Source organism: Roseospira navarrensis (genome assembly GCF_009601025.1).
Lineage (GTDB): Bacteria > Pseudomonadota > Alphaproteobacteria > Rhodospirillales > Rhodospirillaceae > Rhodospira > Rhodospira navarrensis.
The window spans coordinates 1-12843 of sequence record NZ_WIVE01000088.1 but is presented as its reverse complement, the minus strand read 5'-3'; the positions used below and the strand labels follow the sequence as shown (position 1 = coordinate 12843).

The following is a 12843-nucleotide window of genomic DNA, read 5'->3' as shown; positions in this document are numbered from 1 at the left end:
CCCGAACCGCGCCTTGCAGGCCCATGTCCCGCATCAGGCGTTCCACCGTGCAGCGGGCCACCTCAAGGCCTTCGCGCCTCAACTGGCGCCAGACCTTGTCGGCGCCGGAGACACCGAAGTTCTCGTCCCAGACGCGCCGGATCTCGACGCGCAAGGCCGCATCCCGCTGAGCACGCGCCGATGCCAGCGAAGGGTCGCGGCGCTGGGCCACATGGGCGTGATCCGTCAACGGAGCGATCGGCTACAGCCGGCAGATCGGCTCGACCCCGTGGACGTCCCCCCGTGGACGTCCCGATGATCGTCCCAAAGGTCCATTGGGAACCCGATCATCGCTTGAACCGGCGGTCGAGCTCCGCCTGGGCAAAATACGCGCTGGCCTTGCGCAGGATCTCGTTGGCCTCGCGCAGCTCGCGGTTCTCCCGCTCCAGGGCCTTCACCCGATCCGCCGCCGCGTCGGACGCCGCGTGCTCCGGCGACGCCGCCCGGTCCGCCTTGCGGACCCATTTGCGAAGCGCCTCCGCCGAACACCCGAACTTCTCCGCAATCGACGTCAAAGCCGCCCACTCGGAGGCGTACGCGCCCCCCAAGGGTCGTTCACTGCTCCTTCACCATCCGTACCGCGCGTTCGCGCACTTCAGGCGAATACCTCGTCGAGGTCCCGGTCTTGCTCATGGCTCCATCCTCTCAAATTCTGGAGCCTCCGGCAAACCCGGGGCGGTTCACCTCTATCCGGCAGATGTCGTCCTGCGGAAGAACGGGCGGCCTCCACTCGGCGTGTTCCTGGCCGCGTCGGATAAGCGTATCCTCGAAGCCGTCGTTGCAAGGATGGTGGCAAAGCACGAGGCCCACCGATTGCCGAATCATGGCCCTGATAGACAGTCCCAAGTCGCTGACGGACAAGGGGTGGGAGAGAGCAGCAAATGGCCTGGATGCCATAGCCATGTTTCGGGATGCTCGACCTGCGGTCATGAGCCGGATCAATGATCTGTTGAATTAGCCGCTTGTATCAAGTTTCGCGAAGCCGCCTGTCATGTGCGAACGCAAAGACCGGCGTGCCTCTCCCATGAAAATGGCGGGCTCCCCGAAGGCCACCCGCCATTTCGTTCCGAACCTGATCGGGTCGCGCCTACTCGCCCGTACTGGTCCGCCGTGCGTCCAGCGTGAGCGGCAGGGGCGTGTCCGCCGCCATCTCCGGCATCTCGAAGCGCCAGCCGTTGCCCAGCTCGATCCAGCCGCCCCACAGGGTGGGGTGTTCGCTGTCAACGACATGCTCTTCCAGGTCCTTTTTCGGCACATAGGCCTCGAACCGGCCGGTATCGTCCTTGCGGATGGTGATCTTCATGCCGGCACCTCCGCCGCCGGGGTCGCCTCGGCGCTTTCCAGTTCGCCGGCCCGCAGACCGACGATCCGGTTGAGACCGATGAAATCGACCGCGTAGATGCGGAAGCGTTGCAGGAAGCTGCCGACGTCGCGGACATAGCCCACATCGCCCGGCCGGACCAGAACCTCGCCGACCGGCGCGCCGGGGAAGGTGCCGTCGTTGCGGATCAGGGCCGTGGCCCGGACCTTCGTGCCGAGAGCGAACGCCGGCGGGCGGTCGATCTCCAGCGCCTCATCTGTCGCGGTCTCGTTCATCGGGCGTCCTCCCGTCAGACCTTCACGCAGGTGCCGGGCATCGGGCACACCGCATCGCACTGGGCGGCATCGAAGTGGCCTTCGCACTCGGTGCAGGCGGCGGCGTCGATGACGTAGCCTTCGCCCTTCATACTGATGGCGCCGTTGGGGCACTCGAACTCGCACGCGCCGCACTGGGTGCACTGGGACGCCACAATCTTGTAAGCCATGGAACAACCCTCCTGTTGAAAAAAGGCCAAGGAACGTAGGGGAATTCTCGCCGGCCCCTCAAGCGGGCCCGGCCTCCGCACGCGCCGCCCCCGAGCCCGGCACCGCGGCGGCGTACCAGTCCGCCAGTGTCGTCTCGATGGTTTCCAGACGCGTATCCTCGTGGCAGGCGATGCCGGCCGCCTCCAGCCGGCGGCGCGGTCCGGCGCCCACCTTGACGCAGACCATGGCCGACACGTCCTCAAGCACGGACAGGATGGTGTCCAGCCGCTCGGACTCGCCATATCCGCCGAGGCAGTAGTTGTCGGCCCGCCGGATGCCGGCGAAGCGGATGCCGTCGGCGCCGACGGCGTAGACGTGGAACTCGGTCGCCTTGCCGAAATGCAGGTTCACCCGGCCGCCGCCGCGCGTACAGACGGCCACCAGCCGGTCGTCGCCGGCGGGAGCGACCGCCCGCACCAGCGCGTCCGCCCGCTCCGCGTCCGTCTGCTGCGCGGCCCGGCTGTCGGCCACGACCGCGCGCCAGGCCTCGCGGGCCTCGGACGCGGCGTCCGGGTCGTCCTTGGCGCTGCCGCAGCCGCCGCCCGCGTGAACGGTCTGGCACTGGTCCTCGCCCAGCATGCCGACGGCATCGGCGCGGCACTGGCGGCAGTGCTTCATCAGGCGGGCGTCGTTGCTCAGGGATTCGCGCACGACATGAAGCTCGGCCGGGGTCGGGCCGCGCCGCCCGTCCAGCCCGAACACGGTGCCGTGCGCGGGGTCCGAGATCAGCGGCATGACGTTGTGCAGGAAGGCGCCGCGCGCGCGCACCGCCCGGTTCACCTCGGCCATGTGATCGTCGTTGATGCCCGGGATCAGCACCGAGTTCACCTTGACCAGCACCCCGGCGGCGGTCGCCCGTTCCAGGCCCTCCATCTGCCGCTCGTGCAGGATGCGGGCGGCCTCCACACCGCGCCAGCGGCGGTGGTTGTGGAAGACCCAGGGATGAATCTCGGCCCCGATCTCCGGGTCCAGATAGTTGATCGTGATCGTCACGTGGCCGATGTCCAGCGCCTTCAGGGCATCGATGTGGTCCGGCAGCGCCAGCCCGTTGGTGGACAGGCACAGGGTGAGGTCCGGCATCTCCCGGCGCAGCAGCTCGAAGGTGCGCAGGGTGCGGTCCGCCTGAAACAGGCCGTCGCCCGGGCCGGCCACGCCCACCACGGAGAGTTGGGGCATGCGCGCGGCCACGTCGCGGACCTTCTCCACCGCGCCTTCTGGCGTCAGCCGGTTGGAGACCACGCCGGGGCGGCTTTCGTTCGAGCAGTCGTACTTCCGATTGCAGTAGTTGCACTGGATGTTGCAGCCCGGCGCGACCGCCACGTGCATCCGCGCGAAATAGTGGTGCGCTTCTTCCGAGTAGCACGGGTGATCCTTGATGCGCTCCCACACACCGGGCGCGTCCGCCTCGCGGCGCTTGTTGTGAGGCACCCGGCGGGGCCGCTCGGCCGCCGGCGGCAGCGGCGTGACCTTGGCGGAGGCGGCGACGGCGGCCGGGGCCTGCATGGGGATGCGCGGCATCTGGGTCATGGGGCGAACTCCCGCTCGGGCGAAACGATGCGACCCGTCTCAGCAAAGGGGATGCCACTTGCCGCGCCCGCCCGCCTCGCGCAACCGAACGGCCCGGAAACCCGGGCTTTTTCCGCTCTGACGCGCCCCCGCCGGACTCCGGACCCGCTGTCCGGGGCGCGACACGACGCCCGACGATTTGTCGCATGCCCGACATGGTCCTGTCGGTCCCACGAGACGTTGGCATGACGGACTCCCGCAGAACGCTGGGGGTTCTCCCGACATGCGGGACTTGGCACGCCTCTTGCAGTGCACCATCGCCACATCGCTTCCCCAAACCGCGTCCATGCTTCAGGGAGGACACGCCATGCTGGACCTGACAGACGCCGCCCGCAGCGCCATCCGCGTCGCCGTCGAGACGTCAGAGGCCGCGCGCGGCCTTCGCATCGTCTGCGCCGCCGGCGGCTGCGCCGGCATCCAGTATCGCCTCGGACTCGCCGCCGGGGCCGACGCCGAAGACGCCGTGCAGGTCTTCGACGACAACGTCACCGTCTATGTGGACCCCGACAGCGCCCGCCTGCTGGTGGGCGCCACGGTGGACTTCGTGCAGGACGAGCGCGGCGCCGGGTTCGTGTTCCGGAACCCCAACGCCGCCAGCGGCTGCGCCGGGTGCAGCAGCAAGGGCAGTTGCTGAAAGACGGGAGAGACAACCCATGACACCGCCCAGGCTCCCCGACCCGGCCCCGCCCGTGGTCCTGACCGACACCACCTTGCGCGACGGCGAGCAGACCGCCGGCGTGGCCTTCACGCGCGCCGAGAAGCTGGCCATCGCCCGGGCGCTCGACGCCGCCGGCGTGCCGGAGCTGGAGGTCGGCATCCCCGCCATGGGGACCGAGGAACAGGACGACATCCGCGCCATCGTGGCGTTGGGCCTGACGGCCACGCCGTTCGTCTGGTGCCGCCTGTCCGACGCCGACCTGGACGCGGGGCTGGCCTGCGGGGTCTCCATGGTGCATGTGTCCACCCCCGTCTCGGACCTGCAGATCCGGGGCAAGCTGGGCCGGTCCCGCGCCTGGGTGCTGGAGACCCTGGACCGGCTGGTGCGACGCGCCCGCGATGCCGGCGTGGTCGTGAGCGTGGGGGGGGAGGACTCCTCGCGGGCCGACCCCGGTTTCCTCGCCCGGGTGGTCGAGACCGCCGAACGCGCCGGGGCGAAACGCTTCCGGTACGCGGATACGCTCGGCCTGCTGGACCCGTTCGCCGCGCGAGCCGCGTTCGCAGACCTGCGGGCGGGCACGGACCTGGAGCTTGAGATCCACGCCCACGACGACCTGGGGCTGGCCTGCGCCAACTCGCTGGCCGCCGTGCGCGGCGGCGCCACCCACGTCAGCACCACCGTGGTGGGCCTGGGCGAGCGCGCCGGCAACGCGGCCCTGGAGGAAGTGGCCGTCGCCCTCGACGCCCTGTACGGGCGCTCGACCGGCGTGGTCACGGATCGGCTGGGCGCCCTGGCCGAGCTGGTGGCCGAGGCTGCCGGCCGTCCCCTGCCCGCCGGCAAGAGCGTCGTCGGCGCCAACGTGTTCCGCCACGAAAGCGGCATTCACGTCCAGGGTCTGTTGCGCGATCCGATCACGTACACGGGGCTCGACCCGGCGCGCCTGGGCCGCGCCCACCAGTTCGTCGTCGGCAAGCACTCGGGGGCCGCCGGCCTCACGCACGCCTGCGCCGCCCTCGGCCTGACCGTCGCCCCCGGACAGGCCACCCGCATGGTGGCGCTGCTGCGCGCCCACTACCGCCACACCAAGCGGCCGCCAGAGGCCGAGGACCTGCGCACCTGGCATGCGGTGACCGCAATGCCCGATCCCGGATCGGCCGCGGTGACCCGTCCCGCGCACGGGATCGCCCCGCACACCCCGGCCTCGACCGCCCGCCCGACCATGGAGAGACCGTCATGAGCACGATTCTTGCGCGCCTGGGCCACCTCTCGGCAGCGGAGGACTTCTTCGAGGCTCTTGACGTGCCCTATGATTTCTCCGTATTGGCATCCAGCCGATTGCATATCCTCAAGCGGTTTGGGGAGTACGTCGCCGCCGACCCGTCGGCGGCGGACGACAGAGAGACGCTGCGCGCCCATCTGGCGCGCGCCCATGCCGACTTTGTTGCGTCGGATGCTCGTCGCGAAAAAGTGTTCGCGGTGTTTCGTCAGCACGCTGACGGAGCGGGAGGGGCCTTCATTCCATTGGAGACCCTGACCCCTGCCCCGTCCGCGCAGAATGGAGGATGAGCCCATGAGCCAGGGCCTGAACATGGTCGTCTGCATCAAGCAGGTGCCGGACAGCGCGCAGATCCGGGTCCATCCGGTGACCAACACCATCATGCGCCAGGGCGTGCCGACGATCATCAACCCCTATGACCTGTATGCCCTCGAAGCCGCCCTGGCGCTGCGCGACAAGATGGGCGGCACGGTGACCGTGCTGACCATGGGGCCGCCCATGGCCTCGACCGCCCTGCGCAAGGCGCTGGGCCACGGCGCCGACCGCGCCATCCTGCTGTCCGACCGATTCTTCGCGGGCGCGGACACGCTGGCGACATCCTATGCGCTGACGGCGGCCATCCGGAAGGTCGGCGAGACCACGCCCGTGGACATCGTGTTTACCGGCAAGCAGACCATCGACGGCGACACCGCCCAGGTCGGTCCGGGCATCGCGCGCCGCATGGAGTTGAACCAGCTCACCTACGTCTCGGCCATTCCGGCCATCGACCGCGAGGCCGGCGAGATCACCGTGCATCGCCGCGCCGAGGGCGGCGTGCAGGTGCTGAAGACGAAGCTGCCGTGCCTCATCACCATGCTGGAGGCCACCAACGAGCTGCGACGCGGCTCGATGCCCGACATGCTGCGCGCCGAGCGCGCCGACATCGAGACCTGGAACGCCGAAGCGGCGGGGGTCGAGGACATCGGCAAGTGCGGCATGAAGGGCTCGCCGACCAAGGTGAGCAAGGTTTTCGCCCCGCAGCCGCGCGCCGAGAAGGCCGCGATGATCGAGGGCGACACCGCCCAGGCCAAGGCGCTGTCCGCCCTGGACGTGCTGACCACGGCCGACCCCAAGCTGATTCAGGTGATCGCCCGCCAGACGGCGGCGGCGTAACCCGGCCCGCGCGACAAGGAGACCCATCATGGCACAAGCCCCCAACACGCCCGCCGCGGGCCGTGGCAAGAAGCTGGAACTGCCCGAGCACCTGAAGTGCTACAAGCACGTCTGGGTGTTCATCGAACTGGAGCACGGCCGCGTGCATCCGGTGTCGTGGGAACTGCTGACGGAAGGCCGCAAGCTGGCCACCGCGCTCGACGTGGATCTGGCCGGCGTGGTGCTCGGCCCGGCCGGCGAGGGCACGGATCAGGCCGTGGCCGAGACCTTCCACTACGGCGCCGACCGCGTGTACCTGATCGAGGATCCGCTGCTGGAGAACTACCGCACGGACCCGTTCACCAAGGCGCTCACCGATCTGGTCAACACCCACAAGCCCGAGGTCATGCTGCTGGGCGCGACCACGCTCGGCCGTGACCTGGCCGGCGCGGTGGCGACCACCCTGGCCACCGGCCTGACCGCCGACTGCACCGAACTGGCCATCGACCCGAACCGGAACCTGGCCGCGACCCGGCCGACCTTCGGCGGCTCCCTGCTGTGCACGATCATGACCCAGCAGGCCCGGCCGCAGATGGCCACCGTGCGTCCGCGTGTGATGGCGATGGGCGAGCCGGACCGCGCCCGCTCCGGCGAGGTGGTGCGCGAGCGCCTGGACATGGCCGAAGAGCAGATCGTCACCAAGGTCCTGGACTTCATCCCCGACGCCGACACCAATCAGGCGCAGCTCGCCTATGCCGACATCGTGGTCGCCGGCGGCCTGGGCCTGCAGAAGCCGGAGAACATCCGGCTGGTCAAGGAGCTGGCCGAGGTGCTGGGGGCCGAGTACGGTTGTTCCCGCCCGCTGATCCAGAAGGGCTGGATGACCGCCGACCGCCAGATCGGCCAGACCGGAAAGACCATCCGGCCGCGCCTGTACATCGCCGCCGGCATCTCCGGGGCGATCCAGCACCGCGTGGGCTCCGAGGGAGCCGACCGGATCCTGGCCATCAACACCGACCCGAACGCGCCGATCTTCGACTTCGCCCATCACGGCATCGTCGGCGATGCGCTCCAAATCCTGCCGGCGTTGACGGAGGCGTTCCGCAACCGCCTGTCCGTTGACCGGCTGGCCGGCTGACCGGCGTCAAGGAGGCTCAAACATGACCCAGCGTGAACACTTCGACGCCATCGTGGTCGGGGCCGGCCCGGCCGGCAACAGCGCGGCCCTGACCATGGCCCGGGAAGGCCTCAACGTGCTCCAGATCGAGCGCGGCGAGTACCCCGGCGCCAAGAACGTGCAGGGCGCCATCCTGTACGCCGACGCCCTGGAAAAGCTGATCCCGGACTTCCGCGACAGCGCACCCCTGGAGCGCCACGTCATCGAACAGCGCATGTGGATGCTGGACGATGAGTCGTTCGTCGGCACCAACTACCGCTCCGACCGCTTCAACGAGCAGCGGCCCAATCGCTACACCATCATCCGCGCCCAGTTCGACAAGTGGTTCAGCGGCAAGGTGAAGGAGGCCGGCGCCCTCGTCATCTGCGAAACCACGGTCACCGGCCTGCTGCGCGACAAGCGCGGTCGCGTCATCGGGGTCGCCACCGACCGCGATCAGGGCGAAGTGACGGCCGATGTGGTGGTGCTGGCCGACGGCGTGAACGCCCTGGTGGGCAGCCGCGCCGGCCTGCGCAAGGAGCTGACCCCGCGCGACGTGGCGCTGGGCGTCAAGGAAACCATCTTCATGCCGCGCGAGGTGATCGACGCCCGCTTCAACCTCAAGGGCAAGGAAGGCGTGGTGATCGAGGCCGCCGGCTCCGTGACGGCCGGCATGGCGGGGACCGCGTTCCTGTACACCAACGGGGAGAGCGTCTCGATCGGCGTCGGCTGTCTCATCAGCGATTTCGCCGAATCCGAGGTGCGGCCGTACTACCTGCTGGAGCGCTTCAAGGCTCACCCCGCCATCGCCCCCCTGATCGAGGGCGGCGAGGTCAAGGAATACGCCGCGCACATGCTGCCGGAAGGCGGCTACAACGCCATCCCGCAGTTGTACGGCGACGGCTGGGTGGTGGCTGGTGACGCGGCGCAGATGCTGAACGCGATCCACCGCGAGGGGTCGAACCTGGCCATGACCTCGGGCCGCATCGCCGGCGAGACCATCGCCGCCGCCAAGGCCAAGGGCAAGCCCATGACGGCCTCCACCCTGAAGGCCTACAAGCGGGCGCTGGACGACAGCTTCCTGATGAAGGATCTGAAGAAGTACCGCCGCCTGCCCAAGGTGCTGCACGACAACAAGCACTTCTTCACCGACTATCCGCGCCTGCTGACCCACGCGGCCGAGACCATGCTGCGCGTCGATGGCGTCGCCAAGCGCGACAAGGAAAAGGCGGTGATGGGCTCGTTCCGGTCGGAACGTGGCCTGCGCGGGCTGGCCAGCGATGTGTTGAAGATGAGCCGCGCCTGGCGCTGATCCTGATCGGGTGGAGGGGACCGTTCGGTTCCCCTCCTCCGTCCGACACCACCGTGCGTCCGGGTCCGGACACGGCGGTTCATGGAGACGGAGACCGCTGGCAGCGGTGCCAGTGGTCGATAAGCGGGGTCAGACCGAAAGAGCGAAAGAACGAAAGACGGACGTGGGCACCGCATCGTTCATGTGGCTGACCCCGGCGTTACAACAGGGGCCACGCCCGTTCATGGCGGAGTGCCATGCCCGGTCGGGTGCAGGCCGAACGCCCTTCCCCCCGGCCGGCTATCCGATTCGCCCATCGCAAAGGGTCGCACGGACAGACTTTCCGCATGCCGGACGGGACTTGCAGCCCCGTCCGGATCGGGATCGGTTCGCCCGATGGATGGGGATGACATCGGTCCGGGCGGGAGGTCACCTCCCGCCCGGCATCACCGACCCCGACACCCCGACGCAAGACATGCCTTAAGGGACCAGGCCGCTTTCCGGATCGAAGGCCCCGCCTGCGGCGGCAAAGGTGTGTGAATCGGATAGCTGCAGGGGCGGGCAGGCTGGACATCGTGACCACGCGGCCCTGAAACTCCGCGATGACCCTTTTCTTTGGGAATGCTGTCGTGGGTGGCCGGGTGTGGGAGCGGGCTGGCCACGGCCTTCAACGGTCATCGTCAGATGCCGTTGGTATGATCTCAAGCACACGCGTCCGCCTGGTCGCAACGATCTGCAGCCACAGGCCGTTCCCCTGAGGCCTGTGACCTGCCTATTCCACCCAGGCGATGCGCAGGTTGTTCGTCGTGCCCGGGCGGCCGAAGGGCACGCCGGCGATGATGACCAGACGCTGGCCCGGCTGTGCGAGGCTGGTGTCGGCGGCATAGCGCACCGCCTTGTCCACCATGTCGGAGAACCCCTGAAGGTCCCCGGTCACGGTCGCTTTGACACCCCACACCAGGGCGGTGCGACGGGCCACGTCCGGCTTGGGCGTCAGGCACAGGATGGGAACCGGGGGGCGTTCGCGCGCCGCCCGCAGTGCGGTGGACCCGGAGCTCGTGAAGCTCACGATCAGGGCCGCCGAGAGGGTCTCGGCCACCTGGCGCGCGGCGGCGCAGATGGCGTCGGCGGCGCTGTTCTCGGGCTCGTGGCGGCCGGCGTCGATGATGTCGCGGTAGCTCTCGTCCTTTTCCACCTGCCGGATGATGCGGTTCATGATGTCCACGGCGGCGACGGGATAGTCGCCCACCGACGTTTCGGCGGACAGCATGACCGCATCCGCCCCGTCATAGATGGCCGTGGCCACGTCCGAGGCCTCGGCCCGGGTCGGTGTGGGCGACTTGATCATGCTTTCCAGCATCTGGGTCGCCACCACCACGGGCTTGCCGTAGGCCCGGCAGGCGCGGATGATTCGCTTCTGGACGCCGGGCACGCGCTCGGGCGGGATTTCCACGCCCAGGTCGCCGCGCGCGACCATCACGCCGTCCGACAGTTCGATGATCTGGTCCAGGCTCTCCAGCGCGCTGGGCTTTTCCAGCTTGCTGATGACGCCGGCGCGCCCGCCCACCAGCTTGCGGATCTCGGCGACGTCCTCCGGGCGCTGCACGAAGGACAGCGCGACCCAGTCCACCCCCAGGTCCAGGGCGAAGTCCAGGTCCTTGCGGTCCTTGGGCGTCAGGGCCGAGATCGGCAGCATCGCCTTGGGCACGTTCAGGCCCTTGTTGTCGGAGATCTGCCCGCCGGTCACCACCCGCGTGACGGCCCGGTCCTCGGTCACGCTCTCCACCCGCAGCCTCAGCTTGCCGTCGTCGATCAGCAGGTCCGTCCCCGCCTCCAGGGCCTGGAAGATCTCCGGATGCGGCAGGCAGACCCGGCGCGAGTCGCCCAGTTCGGCCATCATGTCCAGGTGGAACGTCTGCCCGGGCGTGATGCGGGTGCCCCCGCCCACGAACTGCCCGACGCGCAGCTTCGGCCCCTGCAGGTCCGCCAGCACCGCGATGGGCCGGTCCATCTTCGCCTCGATGCGCCGAACCGTGTTCAGGTTGCGTTCGTGGTCGGCGTGGGTGCCGTGACTGAAGTTCATCCGGAACACGCTGGCGCCGGCCTTGACGAGCGCCTCGACGGTGCCTTCGGCGGACGTGGCGGGCCCCAGGGTGGCGACGATCTTGGCGCAACGGGTATGAGGCATGGTCAAACGTCTCCGCGCGGCGTGTCTAAGGAACGGTCGAGGGATAGAGAGGGCCACGGGGTGAGGCGCCACCGTGGTCCTTTAGCACGCGGCCATGGCATCCGGCACCGGCCCGCATGCCACCATCACACAAGAATCATACTTTGGGAGGAAATCGCAAGCCCATCCTTTAGAATGACTCCGGACGGGTGGTCGGTGCATCCGATCCCCCGGCGGCGCGGTCGGCTGTCCGGGGGCTTGATCGCCGGCAGATGACGATCCCCGCCAGAATGATGACCGCCCCAAGGCCCTGCATGGGGGTCAGGGGTTCGGACAGCACGAGCCAGCCCAGGAAGGCCGCCACGGCCGGCTGCAACAGAAGGCTGACACTGCCGAAGGCGGGCGGCAGATGGGCCAGGGCGAACACGATCGCCCCCTGACCGCCCGCATGGCTCAGCCAGGCGAGGCCGAGCAGGATGCCCAGCGCGTACAGCGACGGGATCACCAAGCTCTCGCCGAGAAGCAGGCTCAGCAGCAGCAGGACCCAGGCCGTGTGCAGGCTGCTCCACGCCATGACGACGGCGGTGGGAAAGCGGGTGCGGCTCCACCCGATGGCCAGGATGTACGCGCCGTAGAACAGGGCGGTGGCCACGCCCAGCCCATCCCCGATGATCTGGTCCGGCGCGCCCACGGTCAGGGAGTCGGCGACCAGCAGTCCGACTCCCAGAATCCCGGTCGCCAGCCCGGCCAGGAACACCAGGGTGGGCCGCTGGCCGAACAGCACCCAGGCGCCGAAGGTCACGAACACGGGCGCGAGGTTGGCCAGCACGGTGGAGTTGGCCACACTGGTATAGTTGAGCGCCCAGTGCCAGCACGCCAGATCGCCCGAGAACGCGAGCCCCGGGGCCGCCAGCATCAGATGATCGCCCAGCGTCTCCGGCCGGGCCTTGCGCCGTCCGGTGGACTGGCGGCGGGTGCCCAGCACCGCCGCCGCCATCAGGATCGGCCAGGCCAGCCCGGCGCGGTAGAACGCCGTCGCCGTCGGCTCCAGCACCGAGAGTTTGGCCAGCACGGGCGAGAAGCCGATCAGCACCGCGCCCAGCAGCAGCAGCGGCAGCGCGCGGCGGGCCTGGGCATCCTCGCCCAGCAGGGCGGCGGACAGCCCGGGATCTGACGGAGGCGTCTGGGACATGAACCGGATCCGGACGGAAGGGGACGATCCGGTTGCTTATCCCGATTTGGCCCGGGCCGCCAGCCTTGCGCCGTCCCGCCCCGGGCAACGGTCTCAGGGAAAAGGGATCTCTCGTGCAGGTCTTTGCAGCCGGTCGGAGACCCGCGCTCGAGATCCTTCGCCGCCGATGGCGGCTCAGGATGACATCCTATAATTTTATTTCGTCATCCCGAGTGAGCGAAGCGAGACGAGGGATCTCCAGGGCTCCGAATCCAGATGACAGGGGTGTCATGGTTCGTGCCTCATCACGAGATCCTTCGCGCCTTACGGGCGCTCCGGATGAAAATATCTATTAAAGGTGTGTCATCAACTCAGTTTGTGGCGGGTTCGGGCTGAGGCCGGAGGACCGCGTTTGCGATGGTGACGAGCTTTCTGGCCACGGCGAGGAGTGCGCCTTTTGGTGTCTTTTTGTTTCCGATAAGCCGTTCGTAGAAGGCCTTGAGGTCGGGGTTGTATCGCACGGCGGAGAGGGCGGCCATGAAG

12 protein-coding genes, 1 pseudogene and 1 other annotated feature are annotated in these 12843 nt (G+C 68.8%); of the genes and pseudogenes, 6 read left to right on the top strand and 7 right to left on the bottom strand.

All coding sequences use genetic code 11. From position 1 onward, the window contains the following. The 5 genes and pseudogenes from GHC57_RS20155 to nifB form a co-directional block, all read right to left on the bottom strand. Window positions 1–672: pseudogene (locus GHC57_RS20155) on the bottom strand (IS3 family transposase); the annotation flags it as partial. Then, window positions 230–372, bottom strand: a sequence feature (AL1L pseudoknot). Its footprint overlaps the pseudogene before it by 143 nt. A gap of 454 nt (window positions 673–1126) precedes the next feature. Beyond that, entirely contained in the window at window positions 1127–1342 is a 216-nt protein-coding gene (gene nifT / locus GHC57_RS17515) for a putative nitrogen fixation protein NifT (RefSeq protein WP_153346662.1), read from the bottom strand. Further along, window positions 1339–1635: a nitrogen fixation protein NifZ gene (locus GHC57_RS17510; RefSeq protein WP_153346660.1), complete on the bottom strand. Its 297-nt coding sequence runs from the start codon at window positions 1633–1635 to the stop codon at window positions 1339–1341. Before GHC57_RS17510 ends, nifT begins: the two co-directional genes overlap by 4 nt. A 14-nt stretch (window positions 1636–1649) precedes the next feature. Beyond that, window positions 1650–1844 (bottom strand): 4Fe-4S binding protein, encoded by a 195-nt coding sequence (locus tag GHC57_RS17505; protein WP_153346658.1) that lies wholly within the window; start codon window positions 1842–1844, stop codon window positions 1650–1652. A gap of 58 nt (window positions 1845–1902) precedes the next feature. Next, a complete protein-coding gene (nifB, locus tag GHC57_RS17500; protein ID WP_246152449.1) occupies window positions 1903–3411 on the bottom strand; it encodes a nitrogenase cofactor biosynthesis protein NifB in 1509 nt (502 codons plus the stop codon). Between the two features lie 346 nt (window positions 3412–3757). Between nifB and GHC57_RS17495 the strand changes: the two genes are divergently transcribed. Genes GHC57_RS17495 through GHC57_RS17470 form a run of 6 tightly spaced genes read left to right on the top strand, consistent with a single transcriptional unit; the run spans window position 3758 to window position 8983 of the window. Beyond that, window positions 3758–4084, top strand: coding sequence for a HesB/IscA family protein (locus tag GHC57_RS17495; RefSeq protein WP_153346656.1), 327 nt, complete (start codon window positions 3758–3760; stop codon window positions 4082–4084). A gap of 19 nt (window positions 4085–4103) precedes the next feature. Then, window positions 4104–5345, top strand: a complete 1242-nt coding sequence (gene nifV / locus GHC57_RS17490; protein WP_153346654.1) for a homocitrate synthase — start codon at window positions 4104–4106, stop codon at window positions 5343–5345. Continuing rightward, window positions 5342–5674 carry a nitrogenase-stabilizing/protective protein NifW gene (gene nifW, locus GHC57_RS17485; RefSeq protein ID WP_153346652.1) on the top strand — a complete coding sequence of 111 codons (333 nt, stop codon included), beginning with the start codon at window positions 5342–5344 and terminating at the stop codon, window positions 5672–5674. Before nifV ends, nifW begins: the two co-directional genes overlap by 4 nt. Window positions 5675–5678: 4 nt before the next feature. Continuing rightward, window positions 5679–6536, top strand: a complete 858-nt coding sequence (locus GHC57_RS17480) for an electron transfer flavoprotein subunit beta/FixA family protein (RefSeq protein WP_425500697.1) — start codon at window positions 5679–5681, stop codon at window positions 6534–6536. Between the two features lie 28 nt (window positions 6537–6564). Next, window positions 6565–7653 (top strand): electron transfer flavoprotein subunit alpha/FixB family protein, encoded by a 1089-nt coding sequence (locus GHC57_RS17475; protein WP_153346650.1) that lies wholly within the window; start codon window positions 6565–6567, stop codon window positions 7651–7653. A 22-nt stretch (window positions 7654–7675) separates the two neighbouring features. Further along, window positions 7676–8983 carry an FAD-dependent monooxygenase gene (locus GHC57_RS17470; protein WP_153346648.1) on the top strand — a complete coding sequence of 436 codons (1308 nt, stop codon included), beginning with the start codon at window positions 7676–7678 and terminating at the stop codon, window positions 8981–8983. Window positions 8984–9734: 751 nt separating this feature from the next. On the opposite strand, the gene pyk is transcribed toward GHC57_RS17470, so the two are convergent. Continuing rightward, window positions 9735–11150 carry a pyruvate kinase gene (gene pyk / locus GHC57_RS17465; protein ID WP_153346646.1) on the bottom strand — a complete coding sequence of 472 codons (1416 nt, stop codon included), beginning with the start codon at window positions 11148–11150 and terminating at the stop codon, window positions 9735–9737. A gap of 169 nt (window positions 11151–11319) precedes the next feature. After that, entirely contained in the window at window positions 11320–12321 is a 1002-nt protein-coding gene (locus GHC57_RS17460) for a DMT family transporter (RefSeq protein WP_153346644.1), read from the bottom strand. Window positions 12322–12843: the final 522 nt, after the last annotated feature.

Coding starts and splice junctions, on each gene's coding strand:
- GHC57_RS17470 (WP_153346648.1), top strand. CDS start 7,676: ATGACCCAGCGTGAACACTTCGACGCCATCGTGGTCGGGGCCGGCCCG.
- nifW (WP_153346652.1), top strand. CDS start 5,342: ATGAGCACGATTCTTGCGCGCCTGGGCCACCTCTCGGCAGCGGAGGAC.
- GHC57_RS17505 (WP_153346658.1), bottom strand. CDS start 1,844: ATGGCTTACAAGATTGTGGCGTCCCAGTGCACCCAGTGCGGCGCGTGC.
- GHC57_RS17475 (WP_153346650.1), top strand. CDS start 6,565: ATGGCACAAGCCCCCAACACGCCCGCCGCGGGCCGTGGCAAGAAGCTG.
- nifV (WP_153346654.1), top strand. CDS start 4,104: ATGACACCGCCCAGGCTCCCCGACCCGGCCCCGCCCGTGGTCCTGACC.
- GHC57_RS17480 (WP_425500697.1), top strand. CDS start 5,679: ATGAGCCAGGGCCTGAACATGGTCGTCTGCATCAAGCAGGTGCCGGAC.
- nifB (WP_246152449.1), bottom strand. CDS start 3,411: ATGACCCAGATGCCGCGCATCCCCATGCAGGCCCCGGCCGCCGTCGCC.
- pyk (WP_153346646.1), bottom strand. CDS start 11,150: ATGCCTCATACCCGTTGCGCCAAGATCGTCGCCACCCTGGGGCCCGCC.
- GHC57_RS17495 (WP_153346656.1), top strand. CDS start 3,758: ATGCTGGACCTGACAGACGCCGCCCGCAGCGCCATCCGCGTCGCCGTC.
- GHC57_RS17510 (WP_153346660.1), bottom strand. CDS start 1,635: ATGAACGAGACCGCGACAGATGAGGCGCTGGAGATCGACCGCCCGCCG.
- GHC57_RS17460 (WP_153346644.1), bottom strand. CDS start 12,321: ATGTCCCAGACGCCTCCGTCAGATCCCGGGCTGTCCGCCGCCCTGCTG.
- nifT (WP_153346662.1), bottom strand. CDS start 1,342: ATGAAGATCACCATCCGCAAGGACGATACCGGCCGGTTCGAGGCCTAT.